This window comes from Phycobacter azelaicus (genome assembly GCF_014884385.1).
GTDB classification, from domain to species: Bacteria; Pseudomonadota; Alphaproteobacteria; order Rhodobacterales; family Rhodobacteraceae; genus Phycobacter; species Phycobacter azelaicus.
Genome location: NZ_WKFH01000003.1, coordinates 1,693,348 through 1,718,491 on the forward strand (window position 1 = coordinate 1,693,348; position 25,144 = coordinate 1,718,491).

Here is a 25,144-nt window from a genome sequence, read left to right on the forward strand (position 1 = left end):
GTTCCACCACAGAGACTGCGGTGAAACGGAAAATGTCGGTTCGCACAGGATCGAACATCATTGGTGGCAGATCAGGCTGCGGCGTTCACCTTACCACCCGACCGTGATTGAGGCGTGTCGATCTTGGCCGGAATATCCAGATGCGCCGGAGGTAGCCCCTGGAGATGGCGCTCAAAGATCATGTCAAATCCGCGTTCGATATCGGCTGCAAAACCGCGCGTGTCAAACAGCGGAGACGACAGACGCTTGCGCTTCAGTTGCGCACGAAGCGAGGTCAAGGCCTCCAGATCATTGGCGAGCACCAAGGCCTTTTCTTCATACTCGGCTTCATTCTTGGCGATCAGTTCTGGCAGGCCGACTGCGTTGACAAGGCTGGCGCCAACGCGTGCTGCAAACTGACGGCCGGGCATGGTCAGGACGGGCAGCCCCGCCCAAAGCGCATCGCTTGCGGTGGTATGCGCATTCACGGTGAAGGTGTCGAGAAACAGGTCGGCAACCCGGTGTCGTGCAAGGTGTTCATCAACCGCGATGCGCGGGGCAAACACCAGGCGGTCTGGGTCTATGCCACGCTCTTTGGCCTCTTTGCGCAGGTTTGCCTTGGAAACGGGACCACCATCCAGCAACCACAGAACACTGTCTGGGGTCTGCTTCAGGATCCGCATCCAGATGTCGAACTCGCGCGGGGTGATTTTGTAGCTGTTGTTGAAACAGCAGAGCACCACACCCTGATCGGGGAGGCCGCAATCACGGCGCGTGAACTGCTGACCCGAGATCGGGCGCTCACGGTCGTTCACCTGATAGCTGTGGGGCATGCGGATCAGGTGTTCGTCAAAGTAGCGCTCGCTGCCGGGCGGGCAGGTGATGGAATCTGCGATCAGGTAGTCAAAGGCGGTGCTGCCCATGGTTCCCGGGTAGCCGAGGTAGGACACATGCAGAGGGGCGAGCCGGTTGGCAAAGAGTTCAGCGCGGGAGTCGCCGGTATAGCCTTTCAGGTCAATCGCGATATCGAGCTGATCGGACTGAGCGATCTCGGTCACTTCGGCGGTGGACAGATTGGAGACGTCCCGAAACTGGGCGACATCGCGCATAACGCGTTCGCGTGCGGCGTCCGCCGGTGCGGTTCCATAGGAGTAGGCGGTAATCTCGAACCGGCTCTTGTCATGGGCGGCAAAAAGTCCTCCCATCAGGTACATTGTCGCATGATCCTGGAAATCCGAAGAGAAGTAGCCAATACGCAGTTTCGCGGGGCGTTGCGCCGACCGGGCCGGTGCGGCGGCGGGTACGCTGGGGATCAGCTCGTTTGCATGGGCCTGGGTGCGTAGGCGCAAGAGGTCGGGATTGTCCTCCAAAGTCATCATGATGAATGGCGAGCATGAAATGCCCTGAAGGCCCAGAACCCGGCGATGTTCGTTGTACTCGCCAACCCAGTTCCAATCGTTCAGCTGTGCCATCATATGCAGTTTTTGCGCGCGGGCACGGTCATTTCCGGGATTTTTACTCAGGACGTCTTCAAAGCTGCGAATCGCGTCCTCCTGATTGCCGGACAGAAGCTCCATCTGGCCAAGATTGAAGCGGGCTTCTGTCAGCTCCGGCGCCAGCTCACAGGCTTGCTGGAACAGATCCTTGGCCTCTTCTACTCTGCCGAGGCGTCGCAGCGTATTGGCGCGATTGTAGATCAGCCGCGGATTGTTCGGGCAATTCTGATCGGCCCGCTCCAATAGGGTCAATGCTTCGGTCAGGTTGCCTTGATCGGTCAGGATGTTGGCGAGACTGTTCAGGGCCATGATGTGGTCGGCATCGAGTGACAGGCATTTTCTGTAAAGTGCAACGGCATCATTCTTGCGCCCCATTGCGGTGCAGACATCTGCCATTGCCGCATAGGTTCCCGGCGCCCGGGGGTTAAGCTCACAGGCCTTGTGCAGGCAGGTTGCAGCTTCATCCAGATTGCCGACCTTTAGGTGAGACTGGCCCAGAAGGTCCCAAAGAAAGTGAGAGCGCCGAAAAGAATTCAGCAGTGTGGCGCAGGACGATGCAGTTGCCTGAAACTGGCCGGCTGCAAAACTTTGCATGAGCGCATTCTGCGTTTCCTCCGGCGGGTTCTGTTCAGATTGCATCCGCTGCTGGAGAGACTTCAGGGCTTTGAGGGCACGGGTGTTCTTTGGGAACTTGTTGAGGATGTCACCATAAACGCGTGCAGCGTCATCCAGTCTTGCGTCACGTTCCAAGCGTTGAGCTTTGCTCAAAGAAGTTGCGATGGTCATGGAGTCCTATCTCACTTGCATGCTATTCTCGACCGCTGCACCTTCTGATGACTTACCGGGCCGTTGTGAGTGACCATGGCCGAAGAGAATTAAAAATCGATTGATCGAAATTTGTGGTCGTTTTGTGGGATCTGCGCCGCGGTTTCACCGCCGGGTACGCAGGATCTCTGGCATTGATTGAAATCACCGGGTTCTGCTCGTAGGCTCGGCCTGCAGACCCAGGACAACGGTTCATAATGCGCAGCTCGACGCCCCCAAACCCCTATGCCGATTTGCCGGAAACAGCCTTTTGGAAAAGCGCTGTCGCAGCGCATAATCCGCTTGAAATATCGGGCCTTTGGACGCCCAAATTCGCGGTTACATCCAAGGATAAGGTCGTCACTTTCGGTTCTTGTTTCGCCCAGCATTTCAGCCGCGCCCTCATCGCGCGTGGCTATGATTGGCTGGATGCCGAACCTGCACCCACCTTGCTGACCGAGGAGCAGGCCCGCAGTTTCAATTACGGGATATTTTCGGCCCGCACCGGGAACATCTACACGGCGCGCATGCTGCGTCAGTGGCTTCAGCTTGCCTTTGGTGAGGTGGATTCGCAGATGGCTGAATGGCGGGAAACATGGGAGGCACAGGGGCGTTTCCAGGACCCCTTGCGTCCGGTGATAGAAACCGGTGGTTTCGCTTCGCTGGACGAGCTGTTTGCCTGCCGCAACGCAACGCTTGCCGCAGTGCGCAAGGCCGTGCGGGAGGCAGATGTCTTTGTCTTCACTATGGGGCTGACCGAAAGTTGGCGCAACCGAACCGCCGGTGTGGAATACGCACTGTGCCCCGGCACCGCTGGCGGTGTCTTCGATCCGCAGCAGCATGCGTTTCACAACCAACGCTACCCGGAAATCCAGACGGACATGAACGCGGCCCTGAACCTGATGCGACAGAACAATCCGCGCCTCAGGGTCTTGCTCACGGTGTCCCCGGTGCCGCTGACTGCAACCGCTTCGGAAAAGCATGTGCTGACCGCCACATCCTATTCCAAGTCCGTGCTGCGCGCCGTGGCGGGAGATCTCGCTGCGGACCACGACTGGGTCGATTACTTCCCGTCCTATGAGATCATCACTCATCCGGCCTTTCGCGGCATGTTCTACGCCAGCAACCAGCGCAGCGTCGTGGCCAAGGGCGTGGACCATGTGATGGAGAGTTTCTTTGAAGCGCAGCACTCCCGGTTTCCGCAAAAAACGGGCCGGACAGGTAGAAAGGTTGGGGTAGGGGTAGCGGATCGCGGTGGCCGGGCGGTGAAATGCGAAGAGGAAATGCTTGATGCTTTCGCACGCTGAACAGTCCATCTGCGTCTTTGGCGACAGCCATATTGCATGCATCAAACACGCGCTGGATGAAAACCGCGTCTCCGTGCCGTTTGGGAGGCTCGAATTCTGGGGTGCCAGCGGCCCGTCCTTTCGCGGGATCCATCTGAAGGACCGGCGCTTGCAGCCCCTAACCGAAGAAGCGCAAGAACAGGTCAAAATGATCAGTGGCACCGGCCGCGGCAGTTTGGCGCCCGAGGATTTTGACGTGTTCCTTTTTGTCGGAAGCCGCCTGCGCGCGCAGTCTTATATCGTGCCGATGCTTTGGCGGGCGCAGGATGAGGCAGGATACCTCAGCCAGGCGGTGCGCGATGCGGTTCTGGAACGCTGGCTGACCGGCTGCCGCTCCTACCGCGCAGCGCGTGCCTTTGCGGCATCGGGCAAGACGCGGGTGTTCTTTGCTCCGGCTTCTTTCATGAACGATCAGGTGCTCGATGAAAAAGTGGTTGCCCGATCGATCAATCAGCAGGCCACGGCTGCCGAGCGCTCTGCCCTGTGGGAGGGCGTCGCGCAGCGTATGGATCGGGACGGCATCACGCTGATAGCGCAGCCCGAGCAAACTGTGACGCGTGGATGCCTGACCCGGATTGAGTATGCGTCAAGCCGTGCGATCGAATTGCAGGACCCGGTTCACAAGAACGGAGCCTTTGGCGCCTTGATCCTGAAAGCCATGTTTGCGCAGCTTGCAGAGGATACTGCAGCGGCATCGCCTCATGTTGACGTATCGGTCTGAGGACAGGCCCCGGCGGGGCTTGAATTTGCGGCCCGTAGCAGCTAAATCCCGGCGAACCCGCCTATAGAGAGATCACGCCACATGGCTATGACCAATCCAGTTCAGTTTATCCAGCAAGTCCGCGCCGAAGTCAGCAAGGTCGTCTGGCCGACCCGCCGCGAGGTGCTGCTGACCACCGTGATGGTCTTTATCATGGCGGCCCTGACCGCGGCCTTCTTTGCGCTTGTGGACCTGTTGATCCGTACGGGGCTTGCCGGGCTATTGGGGATGTTTGGCTGATACCCGGCAAGACGGGTGTGGCAGAGGTCTGATGCGCCCGTAAAAGCCGCGCAGCCTCTTGATCTCACTCCCTGCTGAGGGTAGTTGGGCCGGTAACTCTGGCATGGGCGTGCGGCGAATCGTGTTGCGCGCCGCTTTTTGTTAGGGGCAGTCGCCCCTGGCCAAAACCGAATTATGATGAATGCGGCGCACAGCGCCCTGTAAAACAAGGACGATCAGGCTCATGGCGAAACGGTGGTATTCGGTCAGCGTTCTTTCGAACTTCGAAAAGAAAATCGCAGAGCAGATCCGCGCCTCGGTTGCCGAACACGGCCTTGAGGACGAGATCGACGAAGTTCTGGTCCCCACCGAAGAGGTGATCGAGGTCCGCCGCGGCAAGAAGGTCACCACCGAGCGCCGCTTCATGCCCGGCTACGTGCTGGTGCACATGGAAATGTCCGACCAGGGCTATCACCTGATCAACTCGATCAACCGCGTCACCGGCTTCCTGGGTCCGCAAGGCCGCCCGATGCCGATGCGCGACGCCGAGGTGCAGGGCATCCTGGGCCGCGTTCAGGAAGGCGAAGAAGCCCCGCGCACGCTCATCTCCTTCGAGGTCGGTGAGAAGGTCAAGGTCAACGACGGCCCCTTCGAGGATTTCGACGGCATGGTCGAGGGCGTGGACGACGAGAACCAGAAGCTCAAGGTTACCGTGTCGATCTTCGGCCGCGAAACCCCGGTCGAGCTGGACTTCACCCAGGTCACCAAGCAGGGCTGATCACCCTCGCGATTGAAATTCAAGGCGCCGTGTTGCTTCATGCAATGCGGCGTTTTCTTTAGTTTGTGCCGACTGCATCTACTCGGGGCGAAGCAGACCTTGGAATTTTTGCTGAAGTTGCCAATAACATGGTTGCTACTGTTTCAATACCAAGGGTTTTGTTGGGCTTGCAAATGATGTTCAAATCAATGGCTATTGGACTGATTTTTGCTGGGGGCATAGCTTGAATGGTCTGGGAGTCTACTGCCACAGGAATGTGTGAAAACACGTTGGTAAGTTCGTTGAGATCCCCCACTGGTGTTTCGAGAGCAATTCTATTCGAGAGAAGCTGCGGAGCAACCACCGACTTTTCCACGCAAATTTCAGTTATTGGGGAAGGCGAGTCGGTTGTTGGTGGGGGAAATGTATTCGTCGCGACAACGAGTGATAGTGCTTCAATTGTTGGCGAATGGGGCGGTCCATATGCGGAATTGGAATGGATAGATGACCAAATACTGTTGATTTCTTTCGATGCCAGCGCAGAGGTGTTTTTGGAGGAAGAGGAGCATGACGGAGTGCTTGTAAGATACCAAAGGACAAAATGAGGAAGCCAATATTTGAATTGCGCTCCAAGCGGTCACTGCAGGAGCCGGTCATTGCCCGTCTACCGACCCTGCTATTCCTTTACATGTCGCCCTTGTCTAAACCTGCTTCATGGCATTCACGAAGTGGCCAATCTCATCGTGGGTGTTGAAGTAATGCACCGAAGCCCGTGTCAGGGCATTCAATCCGCGTGCATCCATATCGAGGCGGGCGCAGGTCACGGGGGAGACGGAGACGTTGATCTGGCTGGCGCGTAGCGCATCGGCGATGCCCTTGGGGTCGATACCATCCTTTGTGAAGGTGACGATCCCGCATTTTCGGGCGCCAAGGTCATGTACTGACACGCCGTCAATCGCGCCAAGCGCATCGCGCAGGTCCTGGGCCAGCGTGGTCACGCGGGTCTCGATATTGGCAAGGCCGATGCTGCGGGCATAGCGGACAGCCTCCATCAGCCCGACACGGCCAGCGACATAGCTTTCCCAGTTCTCGAACCTCTTGGCGCCGGGGGCCAGCTCATAACTGTCTGTCCCGGTCCATTTGGCTGACAGAAGGTCGATGAAGGGCGGGTCGATCCGATCAAGGATGCTCTGGCGGACGTAAAGGAACCCGGTCCCTCGCGGCCCGCGCAGGAACTTGCGCCCGGTGCCCGATAGGATGTCGCATCCGATCTGCTCCACATCCACGGCGATCTGCCCGACCGATTGGCAGGCATCCAGCAGGTAGAGAACGCCGTGCTTTTTCGCGATGGCGCCGACCTCTGCGGCGGGGTTCACCAGCCCGCCCTGGGTCGGCACATGGGTTATGGCGATCAGCCTGGTGCGGGGGGTGATCATGGCCTCCAGCGCCGCCACATCGATCTGGCCGGTCTGATCCGACGGCACAAGGTCGATTTCAAACCCGAGCCGACGCGACTGCTGCAAAAGGGCGAGGTAGTTGGAGGCATATTCAGAGGCATGGGTGATCACCCGGTCCCCCGGCTCCAGATGCAGGCCATAAAACGCCATGTCCCAGGCGCGGGTAGCGTTCTCGACAAAGGCAATCTCATCAGGCTTTGCGTTCAGAAGAGCCGCGAATTCGGAGTAAAAGGCCTGAATGTCCTCCTGCGCTCGCCTCTCTGCCTCGTATCCGCCGACTTCGTTTTCGTCTCGCAGAACCCGTTGCAAGGCGTCAAAAACGGGCCTCGGCATCAGCGATGAGCCTGCGTTGTTGAAATGCAGTACATTTGCGCAGCTCGGTGTGTCCGAACGGACCTGATCAATATCAATCATGAGGGAAATCTCTTGTTCTGAAGCGCCTTCGGGGTGTTATCTGATTGGGTGGAGCCTATGCGCCATCACCTTGCTGCTGCAATGCTGAACACCTGAAGGCTACCCTTGGCCCTGCACACAGGGCTCTTGCAGCCAAAGTCCTTGCCAACCCGACCATTCCCCTGTACACGCCGCCTCTATCGTCTTCGGGCGAGATTCTCTCGTGGGAGGTCTATGGGTCGCGACCCTGAAACCGGACCACGCAACATAAAACCGGGTGGAACGCGTTTCGCCCCAGTTGAAAGGAACACCAGATGGCCAAGAAGCTTGCTGGTACAATGAAGCTGCAGGTTCCTGCAGGTCAAGCCAACCCCTCCCCGCCGGTCGGCCCGGCGCTGGGTCAGCGCGGCATCAACATCATGGAATTCTGCAAGGCGTTCAACGCCAAGACGCAGGAAATGGAGCCCGGCGCGCCGTGCCCGACCGTGATCACCTACTATCAGGACAAGTCCTTCACCATGGACATCAAGACGCCGCCTGCGTCTTACTACCTGAAGAAGGCCGCCAAGGTTAAATCCGGCGCCAAGACCCCCTCGCGTGAGACCGTCGGCACCGTGACCGCCGCTCAGGTGCGTGAGATCGCCGAAGCGAAGATGAAAGATCTGAGCGCCAACGATGTTGAAGCGGCGATGCAGATCATCCTGGGCTCTGCCCGCTCCATGGGCATCGAGGTGAAGTAAGATGGCAAAGCTCGGTAAACGTACCCGCGCAGCACGCGAAGCCTTCGCAGGCAAAGAGAACCTGACCGTCGAAGAAGCAGTTGCACTGGTCAAGGCTAACGCAACCTCCAAGTTCGACGAGACCATCGAAATCGCTCTGAACCTGGGTGTTGACACCCGTCACGCAGACCAGATGGTGCGCGGCGTTGTTGGTCTGCCCAACGGCACCGGTAAAGCCATGCGCGTTGCTGTGTTTGCACGCGGCGCCAAGGCGGATGAAGCCAAGGAAGCCGGCGCGGATATCGTTGGTGCAGAAGACCTGATGGAAACCATCCAGGGCGGCACCATTGATTTCGATCGCTGCATCGCAACCCCGGACATGATGCCCGTCGTTGGCCGTCTGGGTAAGGTTCTGGGCCCGCGCAACCTGATGCCGAACCCCAAGGTTGGCACCGTGACCATGGACGTCAAGGCAGCTGTTGAAGCGGCCAAGGGCGGCGAAGTCCAGTTCAAGGCGGAAAAGGGCGGTGTTGTGCACGCAGGTGTTGGCAAAGCCTCCTTTGACGAAGCCAAGCTGGTCGAAAACGTCCGCGCATTCGTGTCGGCTGTTGCCAAGGCAAAGCCGTCGGGCGCAAAAGGTGCCTACATGAAGAAGATCGCGCTGTCGTCGACCATGGGCCCCGGTGTGACTGTCGACGTCGATCAGGCCGTTAGCGAGTAAGCTGCACTCTTTGAATTCCAAGCGGCCCGTGCGAGATCCTCGTGCGGGCCGTTTCTTTTCAGGGGCATGAAAACGCTGGGAACTGCCGGGGCTGGCAAGTTTTTGCGAGGCAGTGATTTACCTCTTGGAAATCTGCATCGAAGCGACTATCAAGCCCTTGAGGTAAAGCGTGCGATTCGTCGTGCGCTTTATTTCATTTCGTCCAAGATGGTGGGTGGCCTTTCGATCGGGCCTTAATTTCCCTCCTGAGACGGGAAAGACCAATAGATCGAGGGTTTCTTGACCCTCGGGCGACTTTGGCTAACCCCGTATTGCGGACTTGAACGCCGGGCCATCTGGTCTGGCACATCAAAGAGCCGGGGAGCGCAAGCCCCCCAAAACCTGGAGAGAACTGTGGATAGAGCCCAGAAAGAGAAATTGGTCGAGGAACTCGGCCAGATCTTCGAAAGCTCTGGCGTCGTGGTGGTTGCTCACTACGCCGGTCTGACAGTTGCCGAGATGCAGGACCTGCGCGCGCGTGCACGCGAAGCGGGCAGTGCCGTGCGTGTTGCCAAGAACAGGCTCGCCAAAATCGCCCTCGAGGGTAAGCCGTGTGCAAGCATGGCCGACCTGCTGACAGGGATGACCGTTCTGACCTATTCCGAGGACCCCGTGGCAGCTGCCAAGGTGGCCGAGGGCTTCGCCAAGGATAACAAGAAGTTTGAGATCCTCGGCGGTGCAATGGGTGAGAACGCTCTGGACCGCGCAGGCGTCGAAGCCGTGTCGAAAATGCCGTCCCGCGAGGAGCTTATTGCTTCCATCGTTGGCTGCATTGGCGCACCCGCTTCCAACATCGCCGGCGCAATTGGCGCACCTGCAAGCAACATCGCAAGCATCCTTTCGACCATCGAAGAGAAGGCGGAAGCTGCATAAGCGGTTGGCACTGAATGGCCGGTGTGGGGCTTATGCTCACACGCTGGAAACACACACTTTAAAACGGAAAGAGCTGATAAAATGGCTGATCTGAAGAAACTGGCAGAAGAGATCGTTGGTCTGACCCTGCTTGAAGCACAAGAACTGAAAACCATCCTCAAAGACGAGTACGGCATCGAGCCCGCAGCTGGCGGCGCCGTCATGGTTGCAGCTGGTGGCGACGCCGGTGGCGCAGCTGAGGAAGAAAAGACCGAATTCGACGTCGTTCTGAAGAACGCCGGCGCGTCCAAGATCAACGTGATCAAAGAAGTTCGCGGCATCACCGGTCTGGGCCTGAAAGAAGCCAAGGAACTGGTCGAAGCCGGCGGCAAGATCAAAGAAGGCGTGGACAAAGCCGAAGCAGAAGACATCAAAGGCAAGCTGGAAGCAGCTGGCGCCGAAGTCGAGCTGGCCTAAGCCTCGCTTGCGGGACATAGGGGCGGCGGTTTCTTTCAAACCCTGCCTTGCGCTCCCTCAGAATTTGGCTGGATCCGGGGAAAACCCGGGTCCAGCCGAACCTGTCTCAGAAAGGGACCTATCGCCCAGGTCTTTTTCTTAGATGCGGTTCACGTGATCGGGAGGCGGCCATTCGGGACGGCAGCCATGAATTGATCCGAACGCTCTATCTCGTATGGGCAAGATGCCGAAGCCCGGCGGCATCCTTGTCCGGTGAGAAATTCGAAAGGTGACATCTGACATGGCTCAAACGTTCCTTGGCCAGAAACGTCTTCGCAAATATTATGGCAAGATCCGCGAAGTGCTGGATATGCCGAACCTCATTGAGGTTCAGAAATCTTCCTACGATCTGTTCCTTCGTTCTGGCGACGCCGAAGCGCCTCAAGACGGCGAAGGCATCAACGGTGTTTTTCAATCTGTTTTCCCGATCAAGGATTTCAACGAAAACTCCGTGCTGGAGTTCGTGAAATACGCGCTGGAAAAGCCGAAATACGACGTCGAAGAATGCATGCAGCGCGACATGACCTATTCCGCGCCGCTGAAGGTCACCCTGCGTCTGATCGTCTTTGATGTCGATGAGGACACCGGCGCCCGCTCGGTCAAGGACATCAAGGAACAGGACGTCTTCATGGGTGACATGCCCCTGATGACCCCGAACGGCACCTTTGTCGTCAACGGCACCGAACGTGTGATCGTCAGCCAGATGCACCGTTCGCCCGGCGTGTTCTTTGACCACGACAAAGGCAAGACGCATTCCTCGGGCAAACTGCTCTTTGCCTGCCGCATCATCCCGTACCGCGGCTCCTGGCTCGACTTTGAGTTCGACGCCAAGGATATCGTCTTTGCCCGCATCGACCGCCGTCGCAAACTTCCTGTGACCACCCTGCTTTACGCTCTGGGTCTGGACCAGGAAGGCATCATGGATGCCTATTACGACACCGTCACCTACAAGCTTGAGAAAAGCCGCGGCTGGGTTACGCCGTTCTTCCCCGAGCGTGTGCGCGGCACCCGCCCGACCTATGACCTCGTCGATGCCGCCACCGGAGAGATCTTTGCCGAAGCCGGCAAGAAGGTCACCCCCCGCGCCGTCAAGAAGATGATCGACGAAGGCACCATTACCGAGCTGTTGGTGCCGTTTGAACATATCGTCGGCAAATTCGTCGCAAAGGACATCATCAACGAGGAAACCGGCGCCATCTACGTCGAGGCCGGTGATGAGCTGACCCTTGAATTTGACAAGGACGGCGACCTGATCGGTGGTACCGTGAAGGAACTGGTTGATGCGGGCGTGACCGAGATTCCGGTTCTCGACATCGATAACGTCAATGTCGGTCCCTACATGCGCAACACCATGGCGATGGACAAAAACATGGGCCGCGAGACCGCGCTCATGGACATTTACCGCGTGATGCGCCCGGGTGAGCCGCCCACCGTCGAGGCCGCCTCGGCTCTGTTCGACACGCTGTTCTTTGACAGCGAGCGTTATGACCTCTCCGCTGTTGGCCGTGTGAAGATGAACATGCGCCTGGCGCTGGACGCCGAAGACACCCAACGTACCCTGCGCAAGGAAGATATCATCGCCTGTATCAAGGCGCTGGTCGAACTGCGTGACGGCAAGGGCGACATCGATGACATCGACCACCTCGGCAACCGCCGCGTGCGTTCGGTCGGCGAACTGATGGAAAACCAGTACCGCGTCGGCCTTCTGCGCATGGAGCGCGCGATCAAGGAGCGTATGTCCTCGGTCGAGATCGACACGGTGATGCCGCAGGATCTGATCAACGCGAAACCGGCCGCGGCCGCGGTGCGTGAATTCTTCGGTTCCTCGCAGCTGTCGCAGTTCATGGACCAGACCAACCCGCTGTCCGAAGTCACCCACAAACGCCGCCTCTCGGCGCTTGGGCCGGGCGGTCTGACCCGCGAACGCGCGGGCTTTGAGGTCCGCGACGTTCACCCGACCCACTATGGCCGGATGTGCCCGATTGAAACGCCGGAAGGTCCGAACATTGGTCTGATCAACTCGCTGGCCACCTTCGCTCGCGTGAACAAGTACGGCTTCATCGAGACCCCCTACCGTGTCGTGAAGGACGCGCAGGTCACCGACGAAGTGCACTACATGTCCGCGACCGAGGAAATGCGCCACACTGTGGCCCAGGCCAACGCGGCGCTGGATGCAGATGGCAAGTTCCAGAACGATCTGGTCTCGACCCGTCAGTCCGGCGACTACACCCTGGCCCCGCGTGAAAACGTCGACCTGATCGACGTGTCGCCCAAGCAGTTGGTCTCGGTTGCGGCCTCGCTCATTCCGTTCCTGGAAAACGACGACGCCAACCGCGCTCTGATGGGCTCGAACATGCAACGTCAGGCGGTTCCGCTCCTGCGCGCCGAGGCACCGCTGGTCGGTACCGGTATCGAGGAAATCGTGGCCCGCGACTCGGGCGCTGCGATCATGGCGAAACGCGCCGGTATCATCGACCAGGTCGATGCCCAGCGTATCGTGATCCGTGCGACCTCTGACTTGGAGCTGGGCGATGCGGGCGTCGACATCTACCGCATGCGCAAGTTCCAGCGTTCGAACCAGAACACCTGCATCAACCAGCGACCGCTGGTGAAGGTGGGTCAGGAAGTGCGCAAAGGCGAAGTGATTGCTGACGGTCCCTCGACCGATATGGGCGAACTGGCCCTCGGCAAGAACGTCGTCGTCGCCTTCATGCCCTGGAACGGCTACAATTACGAAGACTCCATCCTGATTTCCGAGCGGATTGCCCGTGACGACGTCTTCACCTCGATCCATATCGAGGAATTCGAAGTCGCCGCGCGTGACACCAAGCTTGGCCCGGAAGAGATCACCCGCGACATCCCGAACGTGGGTGAAGAAGCGCTGCGCAACCTCGATGAGGCGGGTATCGTCTACATCGGTGCAGACGTGGAGCCGGGCGACATCCTGGTTGGCAAGATCACTCCGAAGGGCGAAAGCCCGATGACGCCGGAAGAAAAGCTTCTGCGCGCCATCTTCGGTGAGAAAGCCTCGGACGTGCGCGACACCTCCCTGCGCGTCAAGCCGGGCGACTACGGCACAGTGGTCGAGGTGCGTGTCTTCAACCGCCATGGTGTGGAAAAAGACGAGCGCGCCCTGCAGATCGAGCGTGAGGAAGTTGAACGCCTTGCCCGTGACCGCGACGACGAGCTGGCGATCCTGGATCGCAACATCTACGCCCGTCTGCGTGGCATGCTGCTGGGCAAGACCGCTGTAAAAGGCCCCAAAGGCATCAAGGCAGGGTCCGAGATCACCGAAGAGCTGCTGGATAGCCTCAGCCGTGGTCAGTGGTGGATGCTTGCCCTTGAGGACGAGAAAGACGCCCAGATCCTTGAGGCCCTGAACGAGCAGTACGAAGCGCAGAAGCGCGCTCTGGATGCCCGTTTTGAAGACAAGGTCGAAAAGGTCCGCCGCGGCGACGACCTGCCGCCGGGTGTGATGAAGATGGTCAAGGTCTTCATCGCCGTGAAGCGCAAGCTGCAGCCGGGCGACAAGATGGCCGGCCGTCACGGCAACAAGGGTGTGATCTCGAAAGTGGTGCCGATGGAGGACATGCCATTCCTCGCAGATGGTACTCCGGTCGATTTCTGTCTCAACCCGCTGGGCGTTCCGTCGCGTATGAACGTCGGTCAGATCCTTGAAACCCATATGGGCTGGGCCGCGCGCGGTCTCGGCATCAAGGTGGACGAGGCGCTGCAGGAATACCGTCGCTCCGGCGATCTCACCCCGGTGCGCGATGCGATGCATCACGCCTATGGCGAGAACGTCTATGACGAAGGCATCGCCGAGATGAGCGAAACCGACCTCATTGAGGCGGCGCACAACGTCACCCGCGGTGTGCCGATCGCAACCCCGGTCTTTGACGGTGCCAAAGAGGCAGACGTCAACGATGCACTGGTTCGCGCTGGTTTCGACACCTCTGGCCAGTCGATCCTGTTCGACGGCCGCACCGGTGAGCAGTTCGCGCGTCCCGTGACCGTTGGCATCAAGTACCTGCTGAAACTGCACCACCTGGTCGACGACAAGATCCACGCGCGCTCAACTGGTCCGTACTCCCTCGTCACGCAGCAGCCGCTGGGTGGTAAGGCGCAGTTCGGTGGTCAGCGTTTCGGGGAGATGGAGGTCTGGGCTCTGGAAGCCTACGGCGCCGCCTACACCCTGCAGGAGATGCTCACCGTCAAGTCGGATGACGTCGCAGGCCGGACCAAGGTCTATGAAAGCATCGTCAAGGGCGAAGACAACTTTGAAGCGGGCGTACCGGAATCGTTCAACGTTCTGGTCAAGGAAGTCCGTGGTCTCGGCCTGAATATGGAACTCCTGGATGCGGAGGTTGAGGAGTAAGGGCGCTTGCCCTTCTCCCGTCCCCCCTTCCGCAAGATTTGAGGTATCAAAATGAACCAGGAAATCACCAACAACCCGTTCAACCCGCTGACGCCGCCCAAGGTCTTTGATGAGATCAAGGTCTCGCTGGCGTCGCCGGAACGGATCCTGTCTTGGTCCTATGGCGAAATCAAAAAGCCGGAGACCATCAACTACCGGACCTTCAAGCCCGAGCGTGACGGTCTGTTCTGCGCCCGTATCTTTGGCCCGATCAAAGACTACGAATGCCTCTGCGGCAAATATAAGCGCATGAAATATCGCGGCGTTGTCTGCGAAAAATGTGGTGTGGAAGTCACCCTGCAAAAGGTCCGCCGCGAGCGTATGGGCCATATCGAACTGGCCGCACCCGTTGCGCATATCTGGTTCCTGAAGTCGCTTCCCTCCCGCATCGGCCTGATGCTGGACATGACCCTGCGCGATCTGGAGCGGGTTCTCTACTTTGAGAACTACGTGGTGATCGAGCCGGGCCTCACCGATCTCACCTACGGTCAGATGATGACCGAAGAAGAGTATATGGACGCTCAGGACCAGTACGGCATGGACGCCTTCACCGCCAATATCGGCGCCGAAGCGATCCGTGAAATGCTGGCTGCGATCGATCTGGAAGCCGAAGCCGAACAGCTGCGCGCCGAACTGGCCGAAGCCACTGGTGAGCTGAAGCCCAAGAAGATCATCAAGCGCCTGAAAGTCGTGGAAAGCTTCCTCGAGTCGGGCAACCGTCCCGAGTGGATGATCATGACCGTGATCCCGGTCATCCCGCCGGAACTGCGTCCGCTGGTGCCGCTGGATGGCGGCCGTTTCGCGACCTCCGACCTGAACGATCTGTATCGCCGCGTCATCAACCGGAACAACCGTCTGAAGCGTCTGATCGAACTGCGCGCACCTGACATCATCGTGCGCAACGAAAAGCGGATGCTGCAGGAATCCGTTGACGCCCTGTTTGACAACGGCCGCCGTGGTCGCGTCATCACCGGCGCCAACAAGCGTCCGCTGAAATCGCTTTCGGACATGCTGAAAGGTAAGCAGGGCCGCTTCCGTCAGAACCTTCTGGGTAAGCGGGTGGACTTCTCGGGCCGTTCGGTCATCGTGACCGGGCCTGAGCTGAAGCTGCACCAGTGTGGTCTGCCCAAGAAGATGGCGCTCGAACTGTTCAAGCCCTTCATCTACTCGCGTCTGGAGGCCAAAGGCCTGTCCTCCACCGTGAAGCAGGCCAAGAAGCTGGTGGAAAAAGAGCGCCCCGAGGTCTGGGATATCCTTGATGAAGTGATCCGTGAACACCCGGTCATGCTGAACCGTGCGCCGACGCTGCACCGTCTTGGTATCCAGGCATTCGAACCCACGCTGATCGAAGGCAAGGCGATCCAGCTGCACCCGCTGGTCTGCTCGGCCTTTAACGCCGACTTCGACGGTGACCAGATGGCCGTGCACGTCCCGCTGAGCCTTGAGGCCCAGCTGGAAGCGCGTGTCCTGATGATGTCGACCAACAACGTTCTGTCGCCTGCAAACGGCGCACCGATCATCGTTCCTTCGCAGGATATGATCCTTGGTCTCTACTATGTGACCCTAGAGCGTGAAGGGATGGTGGGTGAAGGCAAGGTCTTTGGCACCATCGAGGAAGTCGAACACGCGCTGAATGCGGGCGAGGTGCACCTGCACTCCAAGATCACCGCGCGCATCCCGCAGATCGACGAGGAAGGCAACGAGGTTCTCAAGCGGTTCGAGACTACGCCGGGTCGTGTGCGCTTGGGTGCTTTGCTGCCCAAGAACGCCAAGGCGCCGTTCGAACTGGTCAACCGCCTTCTGCGGAAGAAAGAGGTTCAGCAGGTCATCGACACCGTCTACCGCTACTGTGGTCAGAAAGAGTCGGTGATCTTCTGTGACCAGATCATGACAATGGGCTTCCGCGAAGCGTTCAAGGCGGGCATTTCGTTCGGCAAGGACGACATGGTGATCCCCGATGGCAAGTGGACCATCGTGGACGATACTCGCGAACAGGTGAAGGACTTCGAACAGCAGTACATGGACGGCCTGATCACCCAGGGCGAAAAGTACAACAAGGTTGTCGATGCCTGGTCCAAGTGTAACGACCGTGTCACCGATGCGATGATGAACACCATCTCTGCCGACAAGCGAGACGAGAATGGTGCTGTGATGGAACCGAACTCGGTTTACATGATGGCCCACTCCGGTGCTCGTGGCTCGGTTACGCAGATGAAACAGCTGGGCGGTATGCGGGGCCTGATGGCCAAGCCGAACGGCGACATCATCGAGACCCCGATCATCTCGAACTTTAAAGAGGGTCTGACCGTTCTGGAGTACTTCAACTCCACCCACGGTGCCCGTAAGGGTCTGTCGGATACCGCTCTGAAGACGGCGAACTCGGGTTACCTGACCCGCCGTCTGGTGGACGTGGCGCAGGACTGCATCGTGCGTGAGCATGATTGCGGCACCGAGCGTGCGATCACCGCAGAAGCCGCGGTCAACGACGGTGAAGTGGTTGCCTCCATCGGCGAGCGTATCCTGGGCCGTGTGGCTGCCGAGGACATCAAGCGTCCTGGCACCGACGAGATCCTGGTCGCGCAGGGCCAGCTCATCGATGAACGCATGTCGGATGCGGTTCAGGAGGCCGGTGTCGCCACCGCGCGTATCCGTTCGCCGCTGACCTGTGAAAGCGAAGAGGGTGTCTGCGCCATGTGCTATGGTCGTGACCTTGCACGCGGCACCATGGTCAACTCGGGCGAGGCTGTTGGGATCATCGCCGCGCAGTCGATCGGTGAACCGGGTACTCAGCTGACCATGCGGACATTCCACATCGGCGGCGTTGCCCAGGGTGGCCAGCAGTCGTTCCTCGAGGCGAGCCAGGAAGGCACCATCGTCTTCGAGAATGCGCAGACCCTGAAGAACTCCAGTGGTGAAATGCTGGTGGTGGGCCGCAACATGAAGGTCATCATCCAGGACGATCAGGGCGAAGAGCGTGCCAGCCACAAGCTGGGTTACGGCTCCAAGCTGTTCGTCACCGATGGTCAGAAGGTTGCGCGCGGCGACAAGCTGTTCGAATGGGATCCCTACACCCTGCCGATCATCGCCGAAAAGCCGGGTACGGCGAAATACGTCGATCTGGTATCGGGCCTTGCGGTCCGCGACGAGACCGACGAAGCCACCGGCATGACCCAGAAGATCGTGATCGACTGGCGTGCGGCGCCCAAGGGCAACGACCTCAAGCCGGAAATCATCCTGGTGGATGGCGATGGCGAACCGGTCCGCAACGATCTGGGCAACCCGGTGACCTACCCGATGTCCGTCGATGCGATCCTGTCCTGTGAGGACGGTCAGCAGATCGAGGCCGGTGACGTTGTTGCGCGTATCCCGCGTGAAGGCGCCAAGACCAAAGACATCACCGGTGGTCTACCGCGTGTGGCCGAACTGTTCGAAGCACGTCGTCCAAAGGATCACGCGATCATCGCCGAAATCGATGGTTACGTGCGCTTTGGCCGCGACTACAAGAACAAGCGCCGCATCTCGATCGAACCGGCAGATGAGACGCTGGAAACCGTCGAATACATGGTGCCTAAGGGCAAGCACATCCCGGTGCAGGAAGGCGACTTCGTGCAGAAGGGGGATTACATCATGGACGGCAACCCGGCGCCGCATGACATCCTTTCCATCATGGGTGTCGAGGCTCTGGCGAACTACATGATCGACGAGGTTCAGGACGTCTATCGCCTGCAGGGTGTGAAGATCAACGACAAGCACATCGAGGTGATCGTTCGCCAGATGCTGCAGAAGTGGGAGATCTCCGACTCTGGCGACACGACGCTGCTGAAAGGCGAGCACGTGGACAAGCAGGAGTTTGACGCCGCTAATGAAAAGGCGCTGAAACGTGGCAAGCGTCCTGCTCAGGGCGAGCCGATCCTCTTGGGTATCACCAAGGCGTCCTTGCAGACCCGCTCCTTCATCTCGGCGGCCTCCTTCCAGGAGACCACACGGGTGCTGACCGAGGCTTCGGTTCAGGGCAAGAAGGACAAGCTGGTTGGCCTGAAAGAGAACGTCATCGTGGGGCGCCTGATCCCGGCCGGTACCGGTGGGGCCACCCAGCAGATGCGTCAGGTCGCTCAAAGCCGCGACAACGTGGTGCTGGAAGCCCGCCGCGAAGAAGCCGAGGCCGCAGCGGCTCTGGCTGCTCCGGTCATGGACGACGATCTGTCGGGCGGCGATTTCGACAATCTGGTGGAAACCCCGGAAAGCCGCGATTGATCTGCTGATCACATGAGAAATTTAAAGACCCCCGCGCCGATGGTGCGGGGGTTTTCTTTTGGGTTGAAGGCACGGCGTGTTGAAAGCCTGTTGCGGGGTGCACGCGCTGATTTGCTATTGTCGCAAGAGGACGATGCGTGGCTAAATCGACGAACTGAGGCCGAAATGCCTTGATACCGTTTTGAACCACTGAAATGCGTCTAAGGCTTTTTGATGAAGGAAAATTTTGAGATGAGAATGCATATTCTAGTGCGTTTCGTGCCCCTTTTAGCTTTTGGAGTATGGTATCTACTTCGCGAGTTCCACATCTACACTGACATCATGATCCCGATATCCGTTTCTTGTGCCGTATTGTTCTGGATGTTCTTGCGATATGGGAAGAATGAGTAGGTCAGTACATCATGCTAGGAGGCGCCAACCGGCGGACCTTCAGCCAAGACGGAGTGCCTGATGACCCCAAACCAGACTGGCGCCCTGTTGATGATGGGCAGCATGGCGGCTTTCACCTTTAATGACACGCTGGTCAAAATGGTGGGTGCGGATCTGCCGCTATCGCAGATCCTTGTCATTCGCGGCGGGTTGGCGACGGTGTTGATTTTTCTGCTGGCGCGGTATCTGGGCAGCCTGCATTTGAACCTTCCGCCGCGCGATTGGATGCTGGTCTTGGGCCGTTGCCTGTCAGAGGCGGGTGCGACCTTTCTGTTTCTCAGCGCGCTGATGCGGATGCCGCTGGCGAATGTGACGGCAGTCTTGCAGATGCTGCCGCTGACCGTCACCCTGGGGGCGGCACTGTTTTTCCGCGAAAGCATTGGCTGGCGGCGCATGGCGGCGATCCTGGCGGGTTTTGTCGGTATGCTCCTGATCGTACGGCCAGGCCCGGCAGGGTTTGATAGTGCGTCCCTCTATGCCTTGGGCGCCGTGGGCTGTGTGACCGCGCGGGATCTGTTCACCCGGAAAATGTCGGCAGCGGTACCCTCGATGACCGTAACCTTGATGGCCTCGCTGACGGTCTTTTGCTTCGGGCTGGTCTATAGCACTCAGCAGGACTGGCAGCCGATTGAGGCCTGGCATCTTGGCATGTTGTTGGGTGCGGCCTGTTTTATCTTTGGCGGCTATTTGTTTTCGGTAATGACCATGCGCGTCGGCGATGTCGCCGTGGTGTCCCCGTTCCGATACAGCGGATTGTTGTGGGCCTTGCTGCTGGGCTGGCTGGTCTTTGGCGATTGGCCTAGCGGGTTGACCCTGATCGGTGCGGTCATCGTTGTGGCGGCAGGCCTATTCACTCTTTACCGGGAGCGGCAGCAGGCCGGGGCATGAAAAGGCACGCGCGACGGCGGCGTTGTCCACATTGAAGGTGCGTTTCAGGTGCTCGGCCTCTTCGGGCGTGACAGGGAAGGGGCGCACTTTCTTGCCGCGCCCTTTCGAGCGAGAGTCGTTGAATCCGTTGTATCCGCGCATGTACATATCGCCATCGGGAAAGGTGAGGGTCGGGGTCTCCTTCCACAGGATGTGATGGCCCTGATGCATGATCGTCCGGTCCGAGCCACCCGGCACCACCACGCCAAGAGACAGCGCCGCATAGGCTTCGCGGTCGGGCGCGATCGACAGCCCCTCTGGTCCTGCGCTGTAGATATAGCCTCGATTGAAGTCGATGGTGGTCAAAGGGTAACTTTGCCAGACGGGGGCCAGATCGCGTGCCGCCTGTTTGAGCCGTTCGATGAAATTCACCGCCATGGCATCGTCATCATCAAGCCGAAACTGCAGGCAGGGCGCATTGGGGTTTTCGCGGGCGGTGTTCAATACGCGGATCATCTGACGGCGGTGGCGTTCGGGAGGCTGAACGGAGATTGCCACATTCGGCAAATCCTCGGTCAAGGCCAGCAATCGTTCGAGATAGGCTTCGGGGAAGCACTCCCCAACCACCACATGAAGTTGAAACCCCTGATCTGTCTGCCCAATCACGGACGGCAGGCAGATGGTTTCAAACAGGCGGAAGCGTTCTTCAAGCCGTCCGGGCGCATAGAGAAAGGCACGGCGCTCTTCGAGGCTGTCGTGCATGATCTTGTAGCCACCAAGCCCGACATAGGAGAAACGGCACAATCCGATGACCTGCATGGCGGATCCTTTTCTTGCTCGTAGGGCAGGGCCTATCCGGCACCAAAGACGCGGCGCACATGGTCCTGCCGGATGGCAAAGCGGGCCTCGAATTCTCCGATCTGTTCAAGCGTCAGCGGTGTCACCGGCACGGGTTTCACCGGCTTCTGACGGGAATCGTTATAGCCGTTGTGGGTGCGCACGAACATCGGCTGATCGCTGATCGTCACGGTGGGCATGAAGCGCAGGATCTTTTCATGGGCAAAGTTCATGATCGTGAGGTTGCAGCCCCCCTGTACATACATGCCGAGCGAGGCCACGTAATAGGGACGGTGGATTTCAGTCGCGGCAATCCCTTCGGCGCCGACTTCGGCCACATAGCCCTGGTTGAAGTCCACGGCGACGGTCCTGTTCCTTTCGATCAGGCCCGGGCAGTCCCCAACCGTTTGCCGTAGGCGTTCGATGAAATCCACGGAAACCGCGTCATCGTCGTCATGGCGGAACTGCAGGCAGGGCGCGGCAGGATCTCGGCGGGCCTTGTTCAGGATCTCTTTCATCACTTGCCGCTGTTTGCGGGGGGGCTCGCTGTGGATGCGCACCTGGGGCATGCCCGCAGTGATATCGTGTAGCCGGTTGCGGTGGTGTTTTGGCAGACTGTCGCCAATGACGATGATCAGCTCGAAATCCTGATCCGTCTGTTCGCGCAGGCAGGGCAGGGCGACGGTTTCCATCAACTGGAACCGCTCTTCCAGACGCTGCTCTCCGTAGAGATACGCGATCCGCTGTTCGAGACTGTCATGCTCGACCTGGAAGCCGCCGATCGCTGGGTAGGAAAAGCGGCAAAGGCCGATGACTTGCATGATTGAGGCGTCCTGATTATCCATTGCGCGTCTGGACTATGCATGGCGCCCGGTCGCCGGGCAAGAACAGTGTTCCCTGCGGTTGTGGGCGGCCCTCTGTCGCTCCACCCCGGCAGATACCGGCGCGGTGCAGCGCGAAAGGGCCTGCTGTAGTTGACAACTCCTGCGACTCCCCATATACGCGCGCTTATCCGGCATCCGGGGGCCGCCCCTAAAGCCGATATCACTATTGTAGTGGATCAAGGTTCGGGCACTTTTATCACCCGGATCCTCTGTAGACCCACCGCGTCGTTCACCTCGGAATGGGAACGAATGCGGTTTTTGCGCTTGCGGACGCGTAAGTGCCGGAAATATGAGCCGCACGCTTTATCGCGTGCATGACATGACAGTTGCGAAACGGGGAATAGACCGGAATGCCAACGATTCAACAGCTGATCCGCAAGCCGCGGCAGCCGAAAGTAAAACGCTCCAAGTCCATGCATCTGGAGCAGTGCCCCCAGAAACGTGGCGTATGTACCCGCGTTTACACCACCACGCCGAAGAAACCGAACTCCGCTATGCGGAAGGTTGCGAAGGTCCGCCTGACCAACGGTTTCGAAGTGATTTCCTACATCCCGGGTGAAAGCCACAACCTTCAGGAACACTCCGTGGTTCTGATCCGCGGCGGTCGTGTAAAAGACCTTCCCGGTGTGCGTTACCACATCCTTCGCGGTGTTCTGGATACCCAGGGCGTCAAAGACCGTAAGCAGCGCCGCTCCAAGTATGGCGCGAAGCGTCCTAAGTAAGAAGAAGGATAAGCACAGATGTCACGCCGTCACGCTGCTGAAAAACGCGAAGTTCTGCCCGACGCCAAATATGGCGATCGCGTGCTGACCAAATTCATGAACAACCTGATGATCGATGGAAAGAAATCGGTCGCAGAGAAGATCGTCTACAACGCGTTTGACCGCGTTGAAGCCAAGATCAAGCGCGCACCCGTGGAAGTGTTCCACGAAGCCCTCGACAACGTGAAGCCCTCGGTTGAGGTTCGCTCGCGTCGTGTGGGTGGTGCCACCTACCAGGTTCCCGTCGAAGTGCGTCCCGAGCGCCGCGAAGCCCTGGCCATCCGCTGGCTGATCACCGCTGCCCGCGGTCGTAACGAGAACACAATGGAAGAACGCCTCGCCGGTGAGCTGCTGGACGCTGTACAGTCCCGCGGTACTGCCGTTAAGAAGCGCGAAGACACCCACAAGATGGCAGAGGCGAACAAAGCCTTCTCGCACTATCGCTGGTAAACCCTTCAGAGGCTACACACCATGGCACGCGAATATCCGCTCGAACTATACCGTAACTTCGGTATCATGGCGCACATCGACGCAGGTAAGACCACCTGCTCGGAGCGTATCCTGTTTTACACCGGCAAATCCCACAACATCGGTGAGGTGCACGATGGTGCAGCCACCATGGACTGGATGGAGCAGGAGCAGGAACGCGGCATCACCATCACCTCGGCTGCGACCACCACCTTCTGGGAACGCACCGAAGATGGTCAGACCGCCGATACCCCCAAGCACCGCCTGAACATCATCGACACCCCCGGCCACGTTGACTTCACCATCGAAGTTGAGCGTTCGCTGGCGGTTCTCGACGGTGCAGTCTGTGTTCTGGACGCCAACGCCGGCGTTGAACCCCAGACCGAAACAGTGTGGCGTCAGGCTGACCGCTACAAGGTTCCGCGGATGGTGTTCGTGAACAAGATGGACAAGATCGGCGCCGACTTCTTCAACTGCGTTCGCATGATCGAAGACCGCACCGGCGCCCGCGCGGTTCCGGTTGGTATTCCGATCGGTGCGGAATCCGAATTGGAAGGCCTGATCGACCTGGTCACCATGAAGGAATGGCTGTGGCAGGGCGAAGACCTTGGTGCGTCCTGGATCCAGACCGAGATCCGTGACGAGCTGAAGGACATGGCCGAAGAATGGCGCGGCAAGATGGTCGAAGCGGCCGTCGAGCAAGACGACGACGCCATGATGGAATACCTGGAAGGCAACGAGCCCGACGTTCCGACACTGCGCAAACTGCTGCGCAAGGGTACTCTGGCGCTGGACTTCGTTCCGGTTCTGGGTGGCTCCGCGTTCAAGAACAAAGGTGTTCAGCCCCTGCTCAACGCTGTGATCGACTACCTGCCCAGCCCGCTGGACGTTGTTGATTACATGGGCTTCAAGCCGGGCGACGAAACCGAAGAGCGTAACATCGCCCGCCGCGCGGACGACGACATGGCGTTCTCGGGCCTGGCGTTCAAGATCATGAACGACCCCTTTGTTGGCTCCTTGACCTTCACCCGGATCTACTCTGGTGTGATCAACAAGGGCGACAGCATTCTCAACTCGACCAAGGGCAAGAAAGAGCGCGTCGGTCGTATGATGATGATGCACTCCAACAACCGGGAAGAGATCGAAGAAGCATTTGCGGGCGACATCATCGCGCTGGCGGGTCTGAAAGACACCACCACCGGTGACACTCTGTGCGACGCGAAAGAACCCGTCGTTCTTGAAACCATGACCTTCCCCGACCCGGTGATCGAGATCGCGGTTGAGCCCAAAACCAAGGGCGACCAGGAGAAGATGTCCCAGGGTCTGGCCCGTCTGGCCGCCGAAGATCCGTCCTTCCGTGTCGAAACCGACCTCGAGTCCGGTCAGACCATCATGAAGGGCATGGGCGAACTTCACCTGGACATCCTGGTGGACCGTCTCAAGCGCGAATTCAAAGTGGAAGCCAATATTGGCGCGCCGCAGGTGGCTTATCGCGAGACCATCGGTCACGAGGTCGAGCACACCTACACCCACAAGAAACAGTCGGGTGGTTCGGGTCAGTTCGCCGAGGTGAAGATGATCATCTCGCCGACCGAAGCCGGCGAAGGCTACTCCTTTGAATCCCGCATCGTTGGTGGTGCTGTTCCGAAGGAATACATCCCTGGTGTGGAAAAAGGCATCCAGTCCGTCATGGACAGCGGACCTCTGGCAGGCTTCCCTGTGATCGACTTCAAGGTTGCCCTGATCGACGGTAAGTTCCACGATGTTGACTCCAGCGTTCTGGCCTTTGAAATCGCAGCACGTATGTGCATGCGCGAAGGCATGAAGAAAGCTGGCGCCAAACTGCTGGAGCCGATCATGAAGGTCGAAGTGATCACCCCGGAAGAGTACACCGGCGGTATCATCGGCGACCTCACCTCCCGTCGTGGTCAGGTGTCCGGCCAGGAGCCGCGCGGCAACGCGATTGCGATCGACGCACTCGTGCCGCTGGCGAACATGTTCGGCTACATCAACACCCTGCGTTCGATGTCCTCGGGCCGTGCCCAGTTCACCATGCAGTTCGATCACTACGATCCGGTTCCGCAGAACATCTCGGAAGAGATCCAGGCGAAATACGCGTAAGCGTCATGACATTGGAAGGTTCGCGGCCCGCGCGGACCTTCTTCCAAC

General features: G+C 58.9%; 19 protein-coding genes. 14 read left to right on the plus strand and 5 right to left on the minus strand.

From position 1 onward, the window contains the following. Positions 1 to 71: 71 nt before the first annotated feature. Positions 72 to 2,261: an O-linked N-acetylglucosamine transferase, SPINDLY family protein gene (locus INS80_RS09185; RefSeq protein ID WP_192965345.1), complete on the minus strand. Its 2,190-nt coding sequence runs from the start codon at positions 2,259 to 2,261 to the stop codon at positions 72 to 74. Between the two features lie 236 nt (positions 2,262 to 2,497). Between INS80_RS09185 and INS80_RS09190 the strand changes: the two genes are divergently transcribed. From INS80_RS09190 to nusG, 4 genes are all read left to right on the plus strand, one after another. After that, positions 2,498 to 3,586, plus strand: coding sequence for a GSCFA domain-containing protein (locus INS80_RS09190; protein WP_192965346.1), 1,089 nt, complete (start codon positions 2,498 to 2,500; stop codon positions 3,584 to 3,586). Continuing rightward, on the plus strand, positions 3,570 to 4,346 hold the full coding sequence (locus tag INS80_RS09195; protein WP_192965347.1) for a hypothetical protein: 777 nt from the start codon (positions 3,570 to 3,572) through the stop codon (positions 4,344 to 4,346). Before INS80_RS09190 ends, INS80_RS09195 begins: the two co-directional genes overlap by 17 nt. Positions 4,347 to 4,427: 81 nt before the next feature. Next, entirely contained in the window at positions 4,428 to 4,625 is a 198-nt protein-coding gene (gene secE / locus INS80_RS09200) for a preprotein translocase subunit SecE (protein ID WP_192965348.1), read from the plus strand. Positions 4,626 to 4,848: 223 nt separating this feature from the next. Then, complete coding sequence (gene nusG, locus INS80_RS09205) at positions 4,849 to 5,382, plus strand: transcription termination/antitermination protein NusG (RefSeq protein ID WP_192965349.1); 534 nt, start codon at positions 4,849 to 4,851, stop codon at positions 5,380 to 5,382. A 58-nt stretch (positions 5,383 to 5,440) separates the two neighbouring features. On the opposite strand, the gene INS80_RS09210 is transcribed toward nusG, so the two are convergent. Continuing rightward, entirely contained in the window at positions 5,441 to 5,737 is a 297-nt protein-coding gene (locus INS80_RS09210) for a hypothetical protein (RefSeq protein WP_192965350.1), read from the minus strand. 325 nt (positions 5,738 to 6,062) lie between these two features. After that, entirely contained in the window at positions 6,063 to 7,232 is a 1,170-nt protein-coding gene (locus INS80_RS09215) for an aminotransferase class V-fold PLP-dependent enzyme (protein WP_192965351.1), read from the minus strand. A gap of 293 nt (positions 7,233 to 7,525) precedes the next feature. Between INS80_RS09215 and rplK the strand changes: the two genes are divergently transcribed. The 7 genes from rplK (at position 7,526) to INS80_RS09250 (ending at position 20,046) form a co-directional block, all read left to right on the plus strand. Continuing rightward, positions 7,526 to 7,951: a 50S ribosomal protein L11 gene (gene rplK / locus INS80_RS09220; protein WP_192965352.1), complete on the plus strand. Its 426-nt coding sequence runs from the start codon at positions 7,526 to 7,528 to the stop codon at positions 7,949 to 7,951. Position 7,952: 1 nt separating this feature from the next. Then, on the plus strand, positions 7,953 to 8,651 hold the full coding sequence (rplA, locus tag INS80_RS09225; RefSeq protein ID WP_192965353.1) for a 50S ribosomal protein L1: 699 nt from the start codon (positions 7,953 to 7,955) through the stop codon (positions 8,649 to 8,651). 393 nt (positions 8,652 to 9,044) lie between these two features. Next, the gene (gene rplJ / locus INS80_RS09230; protein ID WP_192965354.1) at positions 9,045 to 9,563 is read left to right on the plus strand and encodes a 50S ribosomal protein L10; all 519 of its coding nucleotides are present in this window, start codon (positions 9,045 to 9,047) and stop codon (positions 9,561 to 9,563) included. Between the two features lie 81 nt (positions 9,564 to 9,644). Further along, positions 9,645 to 10,019 (plus strand): 50S ribosomal protein L7/L12, encoded by a 375-nt coding sequence (gene rplL, locus INS80_RS09235; protein ID WP_192965355.1) that lies wholly within the window; start codon positions 9,645 to 9,647, stop codon positions 10,017 to 10,019. Positions 10,020 to 10,299: 280 nt separating this feature from the next. Then, positions 10,300 to 14,436 (plus strand): DNA-directed RNA polymerase subunit beta, encoded by a 4,137-nt coding sequence (gene rpoB / locus INS80_RS09240; protein WP_192965356.1) that lies wholly within the window; start codon positions 10,300 to 10,302, stop codon positions 14,434 to 14,436. A 51-nt stretch (positions 14,437 to 14,487) separates the two neighbouring features. Further along, positions 14,488 to 18,729 (plus strand): DNA-directed RNA polymerase subunit beta', encoded by a 4,242-nt coding sequence (gene rpoC, locus INS80_RS09245; protein ID WP_192965357.1) that lies wholly within the window; start codon positions 14,488 to 14,490, stop codon positions 18,727 to 18,729. A 450-nt stretch (positions 18,730 to 19,179) separates the two neighbouring features. Next, a complete protein-coding gene (locus INS80_RS09250; RefSeq protein ID WP_192965358.1) occupies positions 19,180 to 20,046 on the plus strand; it encodes a DMT family transporter in 867 nt (288 codons plus the stop codon). Here INS80_RS09250 and INS80_RS09255 read toward each other — a convergent pair. Together INS80_RS09255 and INS80_RS09260 are read right to left on the minus strand one after the other, a co-directional pair. Next, a complete protein-coding gene (locus tag INS80_RS09255; RefSeq protein WP_192965359.1) occupies positions 20,005 to 20,844 on the minus strand; it encodes a putative rhamnosyl transferase in 840 nt (279 codons plus the stop codon). The genes INS80_RS09250 and INS80_RS09255 overlap by 42 nt on opposite strands. 32 nt (positions 20,845 to 20,876) lie before the next feature. Further along, complete coding sequence (locus INS80_RS09260; RefSeq protein ID WP_192965360.1) at positions 20,877 to 21,683, minus strand: putative rhamnosyl transferase; 807 nt, start codon at positions 21,681 to 21,683, stop codon at positions 20,877 to 20,879. 413 nt (positions 21,684 to 22,096) lie between these two features. On the opposite strand from INS80_RS09260, the gene rpsL reads away from it, so the two are divergent. From rpsL to fusA, 3 genes are read left to right on the plus strand one after another with little or no spacing between them, the layout of a single operon-like run. Next, positions 22,097 to 22,468, plus strand: a complete 372-nt coding sequence (gene rpsL, locus INS80_RS09265) for a 30S ribosomal protein S12 (RefSeq protein WP_005621086.1) — start codon at positions 22,097 to 22,099, stop codon at positions 22,466 to 22,468. Between the two features lie 18 nt (positions 22,469 to 22,486). Continuing rightward, entirely contained in the window at positions 22,487 to 22,957 is a 471-nt protein-coding gene (gene rpsG / locus INS80_RS09270; protein ID WP_192965361.1) for a 30S ribosomal protein S7, read from the plus strand. 21 nt (positions 22,958 to 22,978) lie between these two features. Continuing rightward, positions 22,979 to 25,096: an elongation factor G gene (gene fusA / locus INS80_RS09275; protein ID WP_192965362.1), complete on the plus strand. Its 2,118-nt coding sequence runs from the start codon at positions 22,979 to 22,981 to the stop codon at positions 25,094 to 25,096. The last annotated feature ends 48 nt before the right edge of the window (positions 25,097 to 25,144 follow it).